Source organism: uncultured Flavonifractor sp. (genome assembly GCF_944383115.1).
Lineage (GTDB): Bacteria > Bacillota > Clostridia > Oscillospirales > Oscillospiraceae > Flavonifractor.
Map to the genome: position 1 here is coordinate 1 of NZ_CALWOJ010000041.1, position 16655 is coordinate 16655.

The following is a 16655-nucleotide window of genomic DNA, read 5'->3' on the forward strand; positions in this document are numbered from 1 at the left end:
GGCGGCATGGGGCCCCAGGCCACCCAGGACTTCTATCAGCGGATTCTGGACCGCACCGACGCCTCCTGCGACCAGGAGCATCTGCCCACCCTGATCTGGAGCGACACCTCCATGCCCGACCGCACCGCCGCCATTCTGGGGGGCGACGCAGAGGGCTGCTACCAGCGGCTGCTCTCGGGAGCCCGGCTGCTGGAGAGAGGCGGCTGCACCGTGCTGGCCATTCCCTGCAATACCTCCCACTACTTTGCCGACCGGCTCCAGGGGGAACTCTCCATCCCCCTCATCCACATGCCCCGGGAGACCGTGGGGGCGCTGACGGCGGAGGGGAAGCGCAAGGTGGGTATCCTGGCCACCGACGGCACCATCCGCACCGGCGTGTACCAGAAGGAGTGTAGCGCCGGGGGGCTGGAGGCGGTCTCCCCGCCGGAGGAGATCCAGAAGCTGGTGATGAGCATCATCTACGACGAGATCAAGCGGGGCGAGAAGGGTTCCCGGGAGAAATTCGCCGTCATTGACCGCTGGCTGCGCCAGACGGGATGCGACAGCGCCATTCTGGGCTGCACCGAGCTGTCCGTCTACCGCACCTACCACGGCCTGCCCGATTATTACCTGGACGCAATGGACGTGCTGGCCCAGCGGTGCATCACCGCCTGCGGCTATAAGCTGCGCCTGGTATAAGCAACGGGCCGATGGAGACATCGGCCCTACAAGTTTTTGGTGGTGAATGACTATGACCGATTTTCGCCGCCCTCTGGGCGACTATGTGCAGCTGCTGCTGCGCCACGATCTGCTGGCCGACAAGGGGCCGGTTCATGCTGACCTGAGCGCCCCGGTGGCTTTGGTGTCCTGCGACTCCCAGGTGGTGATTCCCCACACTCTCTTTGTGTGTAAGGGGGCCAAATTCAAGGAGGACTACCTGCGCCAGGCCATGGAGGGGGGCGCCTTTGTCTACGTCAGCGAGACTCCCTACCCCAATGTGCCCCTGCCCTGCCTGCGGGTCACCGATATCCGGCAGGCCATGGGCCTGCTGGCCGACCTCAGTTACGGACACCCCTCCGGCAAGCTGACCATTACCGGCATCACCGGCACCAAGGGCAAGACCACCACGGCCTACTATACCAAATCCATCGTGGACACCTGGCTGGCTGCCCAGGGGCACCGGGAGAGCGCCCTGCTCTCCACCATCGTCACCGACGACGGCCTGGAGCGCAAGCCCGCCAAGCTCACCACGCCGGAACCCCTGGATCTCCAGCGCCATCTGTCCAACGCGGTGGAGGCCGGGGCGGATTATCTCACGATGGAGGTGTCCTCCCAGGCCCTGAAGTATGGACGGGTCATTGGAGTGGACCTGTCCTGCGCCGTGTTCCTCAACATCGGTGAGGATCACATCTCCCCGGTGGAACACCCTGATCTGGAGGACTACCTCCAATCCAAGCTGCTGATTTTCAAGCAGGCCAAAACCGCCTGTATTTCCATGGACTGCGATCACGCCCCTGAGGTGGCCGCTGCTGCCGCCCGGTGTGAGAAGGTCATTACCTTCTCTCAGAAGGACCCCGCCGCCGCGGTGTACGGCAGCAACGTGCGCAAGGAGGGCAGCAGGATTGCCTTCCACGTCCGCACCCCCCGGTACGAGGGGGAGCTGGCCATCTCCACCCCCGGCCTGTTCAACGTGGAGAACGCCTTGGCCGCCGTGGCGGTGGCTGAGGCCTACGACATCCCCCGGGAGGCAGTGGAGGAGGGCCTGGAGAAGGCATTTGTCCCCGGCCGCATGGAACACTACGTCAGTGCCGACAATCAGATCTCCGTCATTGTGGATTACTCCCACAACGGCATGAGCCTGCAGAACGCCCTGCGCTCCGTGCGGGCGGAGTACCCCGACCGGCAGCTGACAGTGCTCTTCGGTTGTACCGGCGGTAAGGGCATCGACCGCCGGGAGGGCATGGGCAACGCCGCCGGAGAGTGGGCCCACCGGATTATCCTCACCGAGGACGACCCCGGCCCCGAGGAGGTGGAGGACATCTGCGCCGACATCGGCGTGTTCCTCAAGCGGTGGAACAAGGAGTACACCGTCATTCCCGACCGGGAGCGGGCGGTGGAGACCGCCATCCTGGAGGCAGAGCGTCCCGCCGTGGTGCTGCTGGCGGGCAAGGGCTGCGAGGAGGCCCAGAAGCGAAAAAACGGCCCCGAACCCTGCATCCCAGACGGAATCCTGGCCCGGCAGGCCCTGGACAAGTATGACCGTGACCATGCTCAATGAGGCTTTTGCCGCCGCAGGCGCCGCCGCCTGGGGCGGCTTGCCCTTTTCGGAACTGGCGGAGGATATGACGGCGGAGGACATGGCAAAGGCGGAACAGCTGTGCCCCAATCCCTGTACCGTGCTGGTAGCCGCCTTCCCCTACTACGCCGGGGACCGGCCCGGCAACCTGTCCCTCTACGCTCGGGGGCGGGATTATCACCAGGTTGTCACCGGAAGATTGAATACCATTTGCTATATTTTGAAAGAAAAATACCCAAATGGGATATATTTGCCCGCTGCCGACAATTCCCCTCTGCCGGAACGGCAGGCGGCCTGGCGGTGCGGGATTGGGCTGCGGGGGAAAAACGGGCTGGTGATCCTGCCCCCCTACGGCAGCTATGTGTTTCTGGGCACCATCCTCACCGATGTGGAATTGGACCTGCCGCCCCGCACCACCTCCCCTGACTGCGTGGGCTGCGGCAAGTGTTTGGCTGCCTGCCCCGGCGGCGCTCTGGAAGAGGGCGGCGTGGATCTGTCCCGCTGCCTGTCCGAGCTGACTCAGAAGAAGGGGGAGCTGACCGGGGAGGAGACGGCGCTGGTAAAGACCCACCCCCTGATCTGGGGGTGCGACATCTGCCAGCAGGTGTGCCCCTACAACGCCCATCCCGCCCTGTCCCCTCTGCCTGAGTTCCGGGAGGGGCTGGTGGATGCCCTGGAGGGTGCCGACCTGGAGGGGCTGACCAACCGGACCTTCCGGGACAAGTACGGCGACCGGGCCTTTGCCTGGCGGGGCCCTGCCCCTCTGAGACGTAATCTGGAACTGAAAATGCCCTCCGCGCCGGTGGAGGGGCTACCCTGACTTTAGCATATGTTTTCTCTGAGCAACTTTTTGAAAAACAGACGAGTCCTCCTGCTGCGGGATCAGCCTGCGGCGGGAGGACTCGTCTGCTTTTTTATGTACATCCATAAAGTGGGTTTTGGAACCCTGCCAAGGACGGATGGCAAAGGGGGGATTATGTGACCAAAGATAACCTGGGCAACATGCCACTACTGGTAGTGGCATGTGCTTTGCATAGTATGGCAGGCAGGAAAAGAAAAACGCTCCCTTTAATATTTTGGTTTGGAGATGTGAAACTATGAATGAAAAGGTGAACGAGTTGCCTGGGATCTTGATTTTATCCCATGGACCCCTGTGTACCGCCATGATTGAGTCGGCCAAGATGATCGTAGGGGAGACCCCCAACGTGACCGCCCTGCCCTTCCGGGCGGAGGATGATCTGGAGCAGTACGGCCTGCGGGCCAACGCCATTTACAGCGCCATGCCGGAGGGCTCCATCGTCCTGTACGACCTGTTTTCCGGCACACCGTTTAACCAGATGATGGCCCGGTGCGGCGGCAGACCTATAGACGGCCTGTGCGGCGCCAGCCTGCCCGTTCTGCTGGACGCACTCTCCATGCGGGAGTGCATGAGCGGGGACGCGTTGGTGAGGGCGCTGGAGGAGTCGGCCCACGCCGGTATCGTCAACGTAAGAACATTTATGCAAGACACCTTGCAGGTATAAGGCGCCCTGCCCAGAGGGTGCCGGATTGGAGATGCTCTGCTATGAGAAAGGACCGTATATTAGCCTATGTAGTGGACAAATGCCGCACCCAACAGCCGGAGGAGGGCGTTACCACACAGGAGATCGCCGACGCGCTATCCATCTGGCGCAACGATGTGGCGGTGGAACTTAACAAACTGGTGGCCGAGGGGAAACTGCGCCGGGAGGGGAAGAAAAATATCCGCTTTTTTCCCGCCGATGGACAGGCCCAGGATCAGCCCCCACCCTCCGCCCCGGAAACGGGCCCCACAGCCTTTTCCAAACTGGTGGGGGCAAACGGCAGCCTGAAGCATCAGATCAGCGTGTCCAAGGCGGCGGCGGCCTATCCCTCTCATGGACTGAACATGCTCATACTCGGCCCCACCGGGTCGGGCAAGAGCAGCTTTGCCAAGGCGGTGTGGGAATATGCCAGGGAGATCAACGCCTTTGGCTCCAAGGATGGGAATATCCCCTTTGTGGTATTTAACTGCGCTGAGTACTCGGACAATCCCCAGTTGCTGCTCAGCCATCTGTTCGGCTATAAGAAGGGGGCCTTTACCGGCGCGCTGGAGGATAAGGTGGGGCTGGTGGAGGAGGCCGACGGCGGCATCCTGCTGCTGGATGAAATCCATCACCTCTCCGCCGCGGGACAGGAGCTGTTCTTTACCCTGCTGGACACAGGGCTGTATCACCGCCTGGGGGACGTCACCACCAGGCGCTCCCAGTTTATGCTCATCGGCGCCACCACCAAGCCGGTGACCGACCTGCTGGATACCTTCCTGCGCCGGATGCCGGTGCTGATCCAGATGCCTGCCCTGTTCGAGCGGCCCATCAGCGAGCGGCTGGAATTCATTGAACACTTTTACACCGAAGAGGCGGCCCGCATTGGCCGGCCCCTCCGCATTCAGCGGGAGGTGCTGAACGCCCTGCTGGGCTACACCCTCTACGCCAATCTGGGTTCCCTGAAAAACACCATCCAGATCTCCTGTGCCAAAGGCTACCTGCGCCAGGGCCTGAACGGCGGAGATCGGGAGGTGAGCATTGCTTTCTCCGACCTGTCTTTTCAGGTCCACGGCAATGAAAGCGGACAAGGCGTCGATCCCGAGGCTCTGGCCTGCTTTGAGGGGGACATGCACATCTCGGGCAGCGGTCCCAAGCTGGCGGGCGGAGACGTGCCTGAATTTATGGATATTTATGACTTTGTGGACAACCACCTGGAGCAGGGCCTGAAAAAGGGACTCAGCGCCGAGGAATTACAGCAGATCATGGTGGCGGAGGTGGACAACTACTATGTCAATATGGACCGGGTCCTCCAGGAGCCGGGTACCGACGTAAGCCTGCTCAACAGCGTTCTCTTCCCGGGCTGCGTGGGGATCTCGGCGGAGTTCCTGGACCGTGCCTCCCGGGAATTAAACCGGGTCTATCCCTCCACCGCCCCCGTCCTGCTGGCTATGCACATCAGCCAGTATGTGGACCGGATGCGCTCCGAGCAGCCCTCTTTCCCGCCCAATCTCCTGGACGGCATGAAGGGCTATGTGCGGGAGGCCGCCTTCCTGCAAAAAAATCGGGAGTGGCTCTCCTCGGCCCTGAAAGTCAAGATCACCGACGACGAAGAGAGTTTTCTGGCCATCTTCCTCAGCCAGGTGGCCAACCGCAGCGAGGCGCCCAGGGTGTGGCTTACGGTGGTGTCCAGCAACGAGCGCACCGCCTCCAGCATGACGAAATTTGTCAGCTCGGTATGCCACGCCTCCCATCTTCACTGGGTGGACAATCAGTCCGCCGGGGCCATGAGCGGCATGTTCAACAGTGTATGCAAAAACATCCGTACCTTCCACGGTGACGGCGGCAACCTGATCTTTACCGACCTGAAAGTGCTGGTGGGCCTGGAGTGTGAGCTGTGCCGGGCCACCGGCGTGCCCTGCAAGGTGATCCCCATCCTGGAGCAGCACATTTTGATGGACGCCTGCCGGACCACCATGGCTATGTGGGACGATTTGGAGACCACTTACCAGCGGGTGCTGCAAAACTACAGCGATTTTATGTACCGCTTCTTCCGGTCTACGTCCACCCAGCTGCCTTCCGCCCCCCAGGAAGAGGACGAGGAGGAGCGGACCCGGGTGGTACTCTCCATCTGCGTTACCGGCATCGGCAGCGCCAGGAGCATCAAGGAGATCCTGGAGAAGAAGCTCTCCTATATTCCCAACCTGCGGATTGTGGCACTGAGTACCCTGGAGGACTTTGAAGCCATCTACAAGACCTACGACAAGTCCATCAAGCTGGTGGTGGGTACCGTGGACCCGGGCATTTCCGGCGTGCCCTTCCTCTCCGCCGATCGGGTCTTTACCGCCAGCGGCATGGAGTATATCTCCTCCATCCTGGACAACTGGGGAAGCGGCTGCTTTCCCTCGGAGGAGGGGGAGGAACCGTCGGCCGGAGGCGCCCTGGGGCTGCTGAAAGAGAATTTCGACTTTATTGCCCCCAATGTGGACCGGGACAAGGCGGTGATCTGCATCGAGCGGATGATCTCCATCCTGGAGTCCCGCTATTACAAGAAACCCATCCCTCAGGATGTACAGGTGAGGCTGTTCATGCACGCGGCCAGTATGCTGGAGCGCATTGTCAGCGGAGAGCGGCTGGAGGAGGACCCGGAACACGAGAGGCTGATCCGGCAGAAGGCGTCCTGGTATCAGTTCCTGGAACACACCATCAAGGAGGCGTTTCTGCCCTACGGCTGCGAGATTCCGCCGGTAGAATACTTCTATTTCATGCTCTCTTTGCCTGAGTCCATCTGAACAATCCACAAATTCTAAAATACGAGGAGAAGTATTATGGTTTGCGAAACAGTGAAAATCATCAATCAGACCGGGCTGCATGCCAGGCCCGCCAACGTCTTTGTCAAGGAGGCCATCAGCCATAAGGGCTGCGCCATCTCCATTCAGAAGGACGGCAGGCAATTTAACGGGAAATCCATTGTCAGCGTGCTGTCCGCCTGCGTCAAATGCGGCAACGAGATCAAGATCGTGGCCGATGGAGAGGGGGAGGAAGAGGCCCTGAGAGACATGGTGGCGGCGGTGAACAGCGGCTTGGGAGAATGACAGGAGGTCGGTGTCATGTCAATGGTATTTCAGGGGCGAGGCGTATCCGAGGGGATGGCGATGGGGGCCGTTTTTCTGCTGGCCCAACAGACGCTGAAAGCGCCTGATACGCCCGCCCGGGACCCGGAGACCGAAGTGGAGCAGTTTGAGGCGGCGATGGCGCGTACCCAGGCGCGTCTGCAAGACCTGTATGACCAGGCCTGCCGCAAGCTGGGAAAAAAGGAGGCGGAGATTTTCGACGCCCACCTGACGTTTTTGCAGGACGAGTATTCGGTCAGCATGCCCATTGAGGAACTGATCCGGGCGGACAAGCTGACCGCCGCCCAGGCTGTCCAGCGCCAGTTTGACGCTCTGGCCGACATGTTCCGCGCCCTGGACGACGAGCTGATGAGCGAACGGGCCGCCGATGCGGAGGATCTGAAACAGCAGCTGCTGCGGGCGATCCTGGGCCTGCCCGAGCAGGATGTGACCCGCCTGGATCAGGATGTGATCCTTTTGGCAGACGAGCTGATGCCATCGGACACCGTACGGATGGATGTGTCCCATGTGGTGGGGCTGGCCACCCGCCTGGGAGGGGTTACCGCCCACACCGCCGTCATTGCCCGCACCCTGGGGATACCGGCGGTGGTGGGCCTGACCGGCTGGGAAGCACAGGTGGAGAACGGCGCCCAGGCCATTCTGGACGGGACCACAGGCCGGCTGATCGTAGCGCCCTCCCGGGAGGAGCAGGAGGCCTGCGCTGCCGCCAGGGCAGAGGCGGAGCGGCAGACGCAGGAACTGGCCGCCTTTCGGAACAGACCTACCGTCACCAGCGACGGGGTCCATGTGGGACTGTTTGCCAACATTGGGTCTCCCGAGGAGGCCGGTACATCCGCTGCCCTGGGAGCCGAAGGAGTGGGGCTGTTTCGTAGCGAATTCCTGTTTATGGATCGGGAGGACCTGCCAACCGAGGAGGAGCAGTTTTGCGCCTACCGGAAGGCGTTGGAGGCCATGGGGGGCAAACCGGTGGTAGTACGCACCTTGGATGTTGGGGGCGACAAGAAACTGCCCGCCCTGCCCCTGCCCCGGGAGGACAACCCCTTTTTGGGCTGCCGGGCCATACGCATGACCCTGAAACGCCCCGACTTGTTCCGGCCACAGCTGCGGGCGCTGCTGCGGGCCTCGGCCTATGGGACGCTGCACATCATGTTTCCCATGATCTCCGGGCTGGGGGAACTGCGGGCCGCCAAGGCCATGTTGGAGCAGGAGCGCCGCCAGCTCCAGGGAGACGGTGTCCCAATGGGGCCTGTCAAGGTGGGCATCATGGTAGAGATCCCCGCCGCCGCCGTAATGGCGGACCAGTTTGCCAAAGAGGTGGACTTTTTCTCCATCGGCACCAACGATCTGATCCAGTACACATTGGCCGCGGAGCGGGGCAACGAGCATGTGGCGGATCTCTACACCGCCTACCATCCGGCGGTACTGCGGCTGATCGCCGCCACGGCCAAAGCCGCCCGGGACAACGGAATCCTCTGCGGCATGTGCGGTGAGGCGGCGGGGGATGCCCGGCTGACCGCCGCGCTGGTGGGGATGGGGCTGGGAGAGCTGTCCATGAGCCCACGGCTGATTCCCAAGCTCCGCAAACTCCTCAGCGAATGGACCATGGATCAGTGCCGGCAGCGGGCGGAGGAACTGCTGAGCTTGCCGGACGAGGCGGCGGTAAAGCGATATCTGGAGCAGGCGGGCTGAGCCTCACAGATGGCCCCGATTCCATTACTACAAATAGTGGCACGATTCTTGCATCCTTATCAGCCAGACGCGTAATGGAGCGATCATAGGCAGGGAGCGGGGGTGGTGCGGTACGGATTTGGACAGAAAAACCACGACCACGAATGCAGAGAGAGGGTGTATGTATGCGTAACATTGTCATGGCAAGGGTAGACGAGCGGCTGATTCACGGACAGGTGATGACCTCATGGCTGAAGCTGACCGACGCCAATGTGATCCTGGTGATCGACGGCCCGTCTGCTACCAATGCGTTTCTGAAGCGGATCCTGTTTGCAGCGGCTCCCAAGAGCATTACGCTGCACGTCATGACCGAGGAGGACGCCGCGGCATTTCTGAAGGAGGACGCTCCCGAGGGCGAGCGGGTGTTCGTGCTGACCAAGACCCCCGGCCCCATGCTGAAGATGGTCAAAAGCGGGATTGAGCTGAGCGAGGTTATCCTGGGGAATATGGGCGGCGCTGCGGGCAGAAAGCGGTTCAATAAGAGCATCTCTGCCAGCGACGCGGAGATCCAGGACTTCAGAGACCTCGTCGCCAGCGGAGTGAGTGTCTACTGCCAGATGGTCCCCACCGACGCAAAAGAAAACATCAAAAAACTGTTGTAAATTGGAGGCGGGAGAAATATGGACGTAAGTATTCTGCAAATTTGCCTGATTTCGTTCTGGTATTGCTTTGCCAACATCAGCTGGCCCTTCGGCTCTATGGGCCAGTGGGCCACCCTGAATCGCCCGCTGGTTTCCGGCCTGGTGGTGGGCCTGATCCTGGGCGATCCGGTCCAGGGCACCATCATCGGCGCCACCATCAACATTATGTATCTGGGCATTATCTCCGCCGGCGGGTCGCTCCCCTCCGACTCCGGCATGGCCGGCATTATGGGCACCGCCTTCGCCATCATCGGCGGCCTGGATACCGGCGCGGCCCTGGCCCTGGCAGTGCCTATGGGCCTGGTGGGTTCCGTACTCAACGTCCTGACCATGGCCGGCCAGTGCTTCCTCATTCCCCTGGCGGACAAGTGGATTGACGAGGGAAAATCCAACCGGATCATGCTCATCAACATGTGGATTCCATACATCGTCAAGACCGTCATCCGCTTTGTCATCGCCTTCGTGATCCTGTACTTCGGCGCAAACGCCCTGGACAGCATTGTGAACGCGTTGAGCGGACCTGTGATGGACGCCCTCAGCCTCATGGGCGGTCTGCTGCCCGCCGTAGGCGTTGGCCTGATGCTGCTCACCATCTTCAAAGGCCGGGCCCGCTGGTTCCTCTTCCTGGGCTTTGCCGCCACCAGCTATCTGAACCTGGGCACCATCGCTGTAGCGTTTATTTTTGGTATCATCGCGGTTTTGGTGGTGGGCTTTGACGCCGACGACCTCTCCGCCTTCCGCAGCGTGAAGGGCGAGAACGCCATGACCTACCGCTACTTCAGCAAGGGCGATCTGACCCGGGCCTGGCTGCGCTGGCATTGGTTCTGTGAGTCCTGCTACAACTATGAGAGAATGCAGGGCCTGGGCTTCTGCAACGCCATGGTGCCTCTGCTGAACAAGATCTATAAGGGCGATAAGGAGGGCCTGGTGGCCGCCATGAAGCGCCACGCCATGTTCTTCAACACCGACCACAATTTCGGCGGCATGATCCTGGGCATCTGCGCCTCTATGGAGGAGCAGAAGAAGGCGGGCGCCGACATCCCCGAAGAGGCCTTCGTCTCCCTGAAATCCGGACTCATGGGCCCCTGCGCGGGCATCGGAGACACCCTCTCCCAGGTGGTGCTGCTGCCTATCCTCTCCGTAATCTTCATCAACCTGGCCAGCCAGGGCGCTGTCTGGGCTCCCGTGGCCTTCACCATCATCTTTATGGCCATCTTCTACGGCGTGGGCTACTGGATGCTCAAGCTGGGCTACAACAGCGGCGGTGAGACCGTCCTCAAGCTGATGGAGAGCGGCCTGTTTGACAAGGTGATCGAAGTGGCAAGCATCCTGGGCTGCGCCGTCATGGGCGCCCTGGTGTGCAGCTTCGTGACCTTCAACTGGAATGTCTCCATCGTCCAGGAGGGCGTGGAACTTTTCAACCTCCAGACCGGCGTGTTCGACGCCATCCTGCCCAACGCTATGCCCCTGCTGCTGACCATGGGCGTATATGGCATGGCCAAGAAGGGCGTCAAGAGTTCCTACATTACGTTTGCCGTCATGGGCCTGGGCTTTGTGCTGGGCGTGCTGGGCCTGATCGCCTGACAGATCGGGAAACGCAGGCCAAACAAGAGCTATTACACACAAAGGGAGTGTTTGTATATGAGAATCAGTATTGTAGGCATGTTTGTAAAAGATCTGGAGGGGGCCAAGCAGTTTTTCATGGACTACTTCGGCGCCCAGGAACACGCGGTCTATGAGGAGGATAACGGCTTTAAGTCCTATATTTTGAAGTTCGACGAGGGACCCAAGCTGGAACTCATGACCAAGCCGGAGATCGTGGATCAGAAGAAGGACCCCAACCGCACCGGCTTCGTACATATCTGCATCAAGGTGGACAGCCGGGAGAAGCTGGATGAAATCACAGAGAAATTCCGTGCCGGCGGCTATGAGATCCTCTACGAGCCCGCTACCGTGGGAGGCAAGGAGACCCGGGCCATCACCTTTGAGGACAACATCCTGGAGGTCAGCGCATAAGGACGGCTTTGGAACAAGACGCGGCCCGCCGGGCAGCGTAGGAAAGGGGAGTAAATCATATGTCAATTTTTCATAACGTGTTTGGCGGGACCAAGCCTATTATCGGGATGGTCCACCTCAAGCCTCTTCCCGGTTCTCCCCTCTATGGCGGGGATATGGAGGAGATCTACCGTGCCGCCGCCGCCGACCTGGAGGCCCTGGAGCGGGGCGGGGTGAACGCGGCCATTGTGGAGAACTTCGGGGACATCCCCTATGCCACCGGGAATGATTTGATTACCTGTACGGCCTTTGCAAACCTGGCTACGCGGCTGCGGGCGAATTGCAGCCTGCCCCTGGGGATCAACGTGCAGTTCAACCATTATGAGGCGGAATGGAGCATCGCCTACACCTGTAACTTTAACTTTATCCGGGTAGAGGTTTTTGCCGAACACCGAATGGGACCCAACGGCTACTGCCCGCCCTGCGGCCCGGCGCTGATGCGGCTGAAAGAGCAATATCCCAAGGATATCGCCATCCTGGCGGACGTCCATGTGAAGCACACCTTCCCCGTGGTGGAGCAGCCTTTGGACTTTACGGTGGACTCCATCCTTGAGGCGGGCGCCGACGCACTGATCTGTACCGGCATCACCACCGGCAAAAGCCCCAGCGTGGACGATGTTCGGGAGATGAAGTGCATGGCCGGCGACGTTCCGGTCATTGTGGGCAGCGGCGTCAATGAGAGGACCGTGCTGGACTACATAGGGGTGTCGGACGGCGCCATCATCGGCAGCAGCTTCAAACAGGATGGGAAGGTACTCAATCCCATCGACCAGGCCCGGGTGGAACAACTGATGGCCCGGCTGAAGTAAACAAAGAAAGGGAAACAGGGCAAGAGGAAGACTGACTTATGGATCAGAAAAAGATGGTGTGCGTGATCACCGGCGCTTCCGGCGGTATCGGCAAGGAAGTGGTGAGAACGTTTTGCGGCCACGGCTATCATGTGGCCATGCTGGACAGGGACGGGGAACTGCTGGAAAAGACCATGCAGGAGCTGGGGCTGGATCACAGCCAAGCGTCCTGCTATCAGCTGGATATCTCCGACCAGGAGCAGGTAAAGGCTACGGTGGCCCGGATCAAGGCGGAGCTTACGCGGGTGGACGTGTTGGTCAATGCCGCCGGAATTGTGGGCCGGTACGCCAAGACGGTGGATTACGACTTTGAGAATTTCAAGCGGATCTATGCCGTCAACGTGTTCGGCACATTCCTGATGATGCAAAATGTGCTGCCCATCATGGTGGAGCAGGAGCAGGGGGCCATCGTCAATTTTGGCTCTGTGTCGGGCATGCGGGGCTATACCCTGGAGGTGGGCTACGGCTCCAGCAAATGGGCTGCCATCGGTATGACCCAGAATGTGGCCAACGAATATGGAGGCTGCGGGATCCGGGTCAACTCGGTGTCCCCCGGTTGGGTGGATACCGGCATGATGCAGCGCACCCTGGACAACTACCGGGAGTTGGGCGAAAACGGGGAGATCACCCTGGGGCCCTCCCACCGCCCCGCCAAACCCTCGGAGATCGCCGACGCGGTCTATTTCCTGAGCAGCCCGGAGGCCAGCCACATCAACGGGGCCAACCTGGTGGTGGACGGTGGAATGCTGCTGGGCTGAGTCCCGGCGTGCCAAATCATCAAAAACGCCCGCCGGCCGCCCAGCCATTGCCGGAGCGGGTCACAGCGGACTTTGGAAAGGATGAAGAAGTATGAAAAACAAATTCTTTGATCGCAAAATGGTCATCGGTATGGTACACCTGCTGCCCCTGCCGGGCAACGCCTCCTATCGGGACAACAAGGACGAGATCGTCAAAAACGCGCTGGAGGATGCCAAGACCCTGATCGACTGCGGCGTGGACGCCATCGCCCTGGAAAATTTCAGCGACTGGCCCCAGTACAGCACCTCCATTCCCCTGGAGGCTTACTCCCTGATGGTCCGGGTGGCCGCCGAGATCCGTTCCTTCTGTAAGATCCCCTTCGGCGTCAACATTGAGATGAACGCCTACGAGCAGGAGTGGGCTATGGCCTACGCGGTGGACGCCGATTTCATCCGTGTGGAGGCTTTTGTGGATAACCGGGCCGGGTCCTTTGGTTACCTGGAGGCCTGCTCCACCCCCCTGATGAACCTGATGAAACAGTATCCTGCCGATACCATGCTGTTTGCCGACGTCCATACCCAGGAGACCTACGGTATGCCCAACATCCCCATCAACGAGGCCGCCGGCAACGCCATCAACCACGACGCCAGCGCCATCATTGTCACCGAGAATGACCAGAACAAGCGCATCACCGTGGAGGATGTAAAATCCATGCGGGAAGCTATCGGCAACTTCCCCATCATCGTGGGTTCCGGCGTCAAGACCACCAATGTGCTGGACTATTTGGAGTACGCCGACGCCGTCATCGTGGGCCGGGGCTTCAAGACCGGCGAGCGGATCGATCCCGCCCTGGTCAAGGAGTTCATGGCCGTGGTGAGAAGCAAATACAACTAAGAGACAAGGGCTGGGACGCCCTCCAAAGGAAACACCAGCCCCCGAGAACCGCTACGGTTCCAGGGGGCTGGCGTTTCTGTCTCCTTCAATATCCCGTGGCAGACAGGATGCGTTTCCATGCAAAAATATGTTGCACAGGGCAAGTGGTTCTTGTTGCAGACAAAAACAAAAAGGTTTTGGAACCACGTTGGTTCCAAAACCTTTTTCTGGTGGACGATACAGGACTTGAACCTGTGACCTCCCGCACGTCAAGCGGATGCTCTACCAGCTGAGCTAATCGTCCGAACAGCGTAGACTATTATATCGAAATGGCGGGAAGATGTCAAGCCTTTTTTTAAAATACCCTTTTCAAAGGGTGCGCCGGCTGGTATACTTACCACAATAACAAAAACAGGGGGGTCAAATATGGCGGGACGGGTAGTACTCATCACCGGAGGCAGCCGGGGCATCGGCGCCGCTGCGGCCCGGCGGTTTGCCACCGGAGGAGATACGGTGGTGGTCAATTACTGCCGCTCCAGAGAGAAGGCGGAGGCCCTGGCGGCGGAGATCGGCGGCTGGGCGGTGCAGGCCGACGTGTCCGATCCCCTCCAGGTGGGGAAAATGGTTGACAATGTGTTGGATAAATTTTGTCAACTTGACATTCTGGTATGCAACGCCGGCATCGCGCAGCAAAAATTATTTGGCGATCTGACGGACGAGGACTGGCGGCGGATGTTTGCCGTTAATGTGGACGGAATGTTCTATACCATCCGGGCGGCGTTGCCCCATTTCATCCACCGGAAGGCAGGGAAAATTTTGACTCTGTCCTCAATGTGGGGACAGGTGGGAGGGTCCTGCGAGGTGGCTTATTCCGCCTCAAAGGCAGCTGTCATAGGCCTTACAAAGGCGCTGGCAAAGGAGCTTGGCCCCTCCGGCATTACGGTGAACTGTGTGTCGCCCGGAGTCATTGATACCGAGATGAACGGCAATCTTGGCCCTGCGGATCTGGCCGCCCTGGCGGAGGAGACCCCCCTGGAGCGGATCGGACGACCGGAGGATGTGGCGGAGGCCCTGTGGTACCTGGCTTCTGACGCCGCGGGCTTTTTGACCGGGCAAGTTTTGGCCCCCAACGGTGGGCTGGTGATCTGAAAAGGCCTGCCTGTGTTCATAACTTGTTCATACTTCACACAAGGGACGCCTTGATCGAGGCGGCCCTTGTGCATTTTTGAGGTTGACAATTTCCGACGATACGAATATAATTGTCAACAACTTCTTGAAGGAGGAATGAACCATGAAAAAGTCTCGCATCCTGTCTCTTGCACTGGCAGGTGTTATGAGCTTCTCCCTGCTGGCCGGCTGCGGCGGCAATAATGAGGGCGGCTCCGCCAACACCCCCGCGGGCAACACGCCTTCCGGGAACACGGAGACCACCCCTGTTGCCACTGAGGGCACCATCCAGATCGGCGGCATCGGCCCCCTGACCGGCTCCGCTGCTGTTTACGGCCTGGCCACCAAGCAGGGCGCTGAGATCGCCATTGCCGAGATCAATGCCCTGGGCGGCCTGCAGTTCTCCCTGAATTCCCAGGACGATGAGGGCGACATTGAGAAGGCCCTGAACGCCTACAATAAGCTGAAGGACGACGGCGCGCAGATCATCTACGGCTGCACCACCACCAATCCCTGCGTGGCGGTAGCCAGCGAGACCAACAGCGACCGCTACTTCCAGCTCACCCCCTCCGCTTCTTCCACCGATGTGACCGACGGCCGCGACAATGTGTTCCAGGTGTGCTTCACCGACCCCAACCAGGGCATCACCGCCGCCAACTACATCAAGGATAACAACCTGGGCAGCAAGATCGCCGTGATCTACAACAACGGCGACGCCTATTCCACCGGCATCTACAACGCCTTCCAGGCCACCGCCAAGGAAGTCGGGCTGGAGATCGTGACCGTTCAGACCTTCCCCGACGACACCAACACCGACTTCAATGTGCAGCTGTCTGCCGCCAAGGACGCCGGCGCCGACCTGGTGTTCATGCCCATCTACTACACCCCCGCTTCCCTGATCCTGAACCAGGCCAAGAGCATGGGCTATGAGCCCACCTTCTTCGGCTGCGACGGCATGGACGGCATCCTGACCATGCCCGGCTTCGATACCTCCCTGGCCGAGGGCCTGATGCTCATGACTCCCTTCAACGCCTGGGGCGAGGATGAGCGCACTGTGAAGTTTGTGGAGGAGTACCAGGCCGCTTACGGCGAGGTGCCCAACCAGTTCGCCGCCGACGGCTACGACTGTATGTACGCCATCTATGAGGCCTGCACCGCCGCCGGCATTACCGCCGACATGAGCGCCCAGGATATCTGCGAGGCTCTCATCGCCCAGTTCACCGCCGACGGCTTCAGCGTGGACGGCCTGACCGGCACCGGCATGACCTGGTCCGCCAACGGTGAGGTCTCCAAGGCCCCCGTGGTGGTCAAGGTTGAGGGCGGCGTGTACGTCACCCAGTAAGTTCATCAGATTCCGCTGACAGTGGGAATGAAAGCGGGTTGCCGGCAGACCCGGCAGCCCGCTTTTCCCCATATCGGCCCCAGACGGGCGATTGATAATCGCCCCTACATACCTTTGGCTGTAGGGGCGGCTATCAGCCGCCCGTTCCCGGCCTGTTCGGGTCCAAGAGAGAAAACAGAGAGAGGTGAATGGTTTGAGCTTCCTCAATAATCTGATCACCGGCATCAGTCTGGGCAGCGTCTACGCCATCATCGCCCTGGGCTACACCATGGTGTACGGCATCGCCAAGATGCTGAACTTTGCCCACGGCGAC

At 60.3% G+C, this 16655-nt stretch carries 15 protein-coding genes, 1 tRNA gene and 1 pseudogene; 16 read left to right on the forward strand and 1 reads right to left on the reverse strand.

Going from position 1 to position 16655, the window contains the following annotated elements; genetic code table 11:
* The 13 genes from Q0K43_RS06070 to Q0K43_RS06130 all read left to right on the forward strand — a co-directional run.
* On the forward strand, positions 1-678 hold a 678-nt coding region (locus Q0K43_RS06070; protein WP_297289671.1), incomplete at its 5' end, for an aspartate/glutamate racemase family protein.
* A gap of 52 nt (positions 679-730) precedes the next feature.
* A complete protein-coding gene (murE, locus tag Q0K43_RS06075) occupies positions 731-2257 on the forward strand; it encodes a Mur ligase family protein (RefSeq protein WP_297289672.1) in 1527 nt (508 codons plus the stop codon).
* Positions 2235-3095, forward strand: coding sequence for an epoxyqueuosine reductase (locus tag Q0K43_RS06080; protein ID WP_297289673.1), 861 nt, complete (start codon positions 2235-2237; stop codon positions 3093-3095). The genes murE and Q0K43_RS06080 overlap by 23 nt, the downstream gene beginning before the upstream one ends.
* A gap of 277 nt (positions 3096-3372) precedes the next feature.
* Positions 3373-3798: a PTS sugar transporter subunit IIA gene (locus Q0K43_RS06085; RefSeq protein ID WP_297289674.1), complete on the forward strand. Its 426-nt coding sequence runs from the start codon at positions 3373-3375 to the stop codon at positions 3796-3798.
* 41 nt (positions 3799-3839) lie between these two features.
* On the forward strand, positions 3840-6608 hold the full coding sequence (locus tag Q0K43_RS06090) for a sigma 54-interacting transcriptional regulator (protein WP_297289675.1): 2769 nt from the start codon (positions 3840-3842) through the stop codon (positions 6606-6608).
* Between the two features lie 36 nt (positions 6609-6644).
* Positions 6645-6911: an HPr family phosphocarrier protein gene (locus tag Q0K43_RS06095; RefSeq protein WP_297289676.1), complete on the forward strand. Its 267-nt coding sequence runs from the start codon at positions 6645-6647 to the stop codon at positions 6909-6911.
* Between the two features lie 15 nt (positions 6912-6926).
* Entirely contained in the window at positions 6927-8639 is a 1713-nt protein-coding gene (ptsP, locus tag Q0K43_RS06100; protein WP_297289677.1) for a phosphoenolpyruvate--protein phosphotransferase, read from the forward strand.
* Positions 8640-8803: 164 nt separating this feature from the next.
* Positions 8804-9280, forward strand: coding sequence for a PTS system mannose/fructose/N-acetylgalactosamine-transporter subunit IIB (locus Q0K43_RS06105; RefSeq protein ID WP_297289678.1), 477 nt, complete (start codon positions 8804-8806; stop codon positions 9278-9280).
* Positions 9281-9298: 18 nt separating this feature from the next.
* Positions 9299-10903 carry a PTS system mannose/fructose/sorbose family transporter subunit IID gene (locus tag Q0K43_RS06110; RefSeq protein WP_297289679.1) on the forward strand — a complete coding sequence of 535 codons (1605 nt, stop codon included), beginning with the start codon at positions 9299-9301 and terminating at the stop codon, positions 10901-10903.
* Positions 10904-10960: 57 nt separating this feature from the next.
* The gene (locus Q0K43_RS06115; RefSeq protein WP_297289680.1) at positions 10961-11335 is read left to right on the forward strand and encodes a VOC family protein; all 375 of its coding nucleotides are present in this window, start codon (positions 10961-10963) and stop codon (positions 11333-11335) included.
* 59 nt (positions 11336-11394) lie between these two features.
* Positions 11395-12183 carry a BtpA/SgcQ family protein gene (locus tag Q0K43_RS06120; protein WP_297289681.1) on the forward strand — a complete coding sequence of 263 codons (789 nt, stop codon included), beginning with the start codon at positions 11395-11397 and terminating at the stop codon, positions 12181-12183.
* Positions 12184-12221: 38 nt separating this feature from the next.
* A complete protein-coding gene (locus Q0K43_RS06125; protein WP_297289682.1) occupies positions 12222-12980 on the forward strand; it encodes an SDR family NAD(P)-dependent oxidoreductase in 759 nt (252 codons plus the stop codon).
* Positions 12981-13071: 91 nt separating this feature from the next.
* A complete protein-coding gene (locus Q0K43_RS06130; protein ID WP_297289683.1) occupies positions 13072-13854 on the forward strand; it encodes a BtpA/SgcQ family protein in 783 nt (260 codons plus the stop codon).
* 207 nt (positions 13855-14061) lie between these two features.
* On the opposite strand, the gene Q0K43_RS06135 is transcribed toward Q0K43_RS06130, so the two are convergent.
* Positions 14062-14137 (reverse strand) — tRNA-Val (locus Q0K43_RS06135).
* Positions 14138-14259: 122 nt separating this feature from the next.
* Between Q0K43_RS06135 and fabG the strand changes: the two genes are divergently transcribed.
* The 3 genes and pseudogenes from fabG to Q0K43_RS06150 all read left to right on the forward strand — a co-directional run.
* Positions 14260-14982 carry an elongation factor P 5-aminopentanone reductase gene (gene fabG / locus Q0K43_RS06140; RefSeq protein ID WP_297289684.1) on the forward strand — a complete coding sequence of 241 codons (723 nt, stop codon included), beginning with the start codon at positions 14260-14262 and terminating at the stop codon, positions 14980-14982.
* Positions 14983-15124: 142 nt separating this feature from the next.
* Positions 15125-16342: an ABC transporter substrate-binding protein gene (locus tag Q0K43_RS06145; protein ID WP_297289685.1), complete on the forward strand. Its 1218-nt coding sequence runs from the start codon at positions 15125-15127 to the stop codon at positions 16340-16342.
* A gap of 193 nt (positions 16343-16535) precedes the next feature.
* Positions 16536-16655: pseudogene (locus Q0K43_RS06150) on the forward strand (branched-chain amino acid ABC transporter permease); the annotation flags it as partial.

Excerpts from the sequence above, each read along its gene's own strand:
- murE (WP_297289672.1), top strand. The coding sequence starts at position 731 with ATGACCGATTTTCGCCGCCCTCTGGGCGACTATGTGCAGCTGCTGCTG.
- Q0K43_RS06080 (WP_297289673.1), top strand. The coding sequence starts at position 2,235 with ATGACCGTGACCATGCTCAATGAGGCTTTTGCCGCCGCAGGCGCCGCC.
- Q0K43_RS06085 (WP_297289674.1), top strand. The coding sequence starts at position 3,373 with ATGAATGAAAAGGTGAACGAGTTGCCTGGGATCTTGATTTTATCCCAT.
- Q0K43_RS06090 (WP_297289675.1), top strand. The coding sequence starts at position 3,840 with ATGAGAAAGGACCGTATATTAGCCTATGTAGTGGACAAATGCCGCACC.
- Q0K43_RS06095 (WP_297289676.1), top strand. The coding sequence starts at position 6,645 with ATGGTTTGCGAAACAGTGAAAATCATCAATCAGACCGGGCTGCATGCC.
- ptsP (WP_297289677.1), top strand. The coding sequence starts at position 6,927 with ATGTCAATGGTATTTCAGGGGCGAGGCGTATCCGAGGGGATGGCGATG.
- Q0K43_RS06105 (WP_297289678.1), top strand. The coding sequence starts at position 8,804 with ATGCGTAACATTGTCATGGCAAGGGTAGACGAGCGGCTGATTCACGGA.
- Q0K43_RS06110 (WP_297289679.1), top strand. The coding sequence starts at position 9,299 with ATGGACGTAAGTATTCTGCAAATTTGCCTGATTTCGTTCTGGTATTGC.
- Q0K43_RS06115 (WP_297289680.1), top strand. The coding sequence starts at position 10,961 with ATGAGAATCAGTATTGTAGGCATGTTTGTAAAAGATCTGGAGGGGGCC.
- Q0K43_RS06120 (WP_297289681.1), top strand. The coding sequence starts at position 11,395 with ATGTCAATTTTTCATAACGTGTTTGGCGGGACCAAGCCTATTATCGGG.
- Q0K43_RS06125 (WP_297289682.1), top strand. The coding sequence starts at position 12,222 with ATGGATCAGAAAAAGATGGTGTGCGTGATCACCGGCGCTTCCGGCGGT.
- Q0K43_RS06130 (WP_297289683.1), top strand. The coding sequence starts at position 13,072 with ATGAAAAACAAATTCTTTGATCGCAAAATGGTCATCGGTATGGTACAC.
- fabG (WP_297289684.1), top strand. The coding sequence starts at position 14,260 with ATGGCGGGACGGGTAGTACTCATCACCGGAGGCAGCCGGGGCATCGGC.
- Q0K43_RS06145 (WP_297289685.1), top strand. The coding sequence starts at position 15,125 with ATGAAAAAGTCTCGCATCCTGTCTCTTGCACTGGCAGGTGTTATGAGC.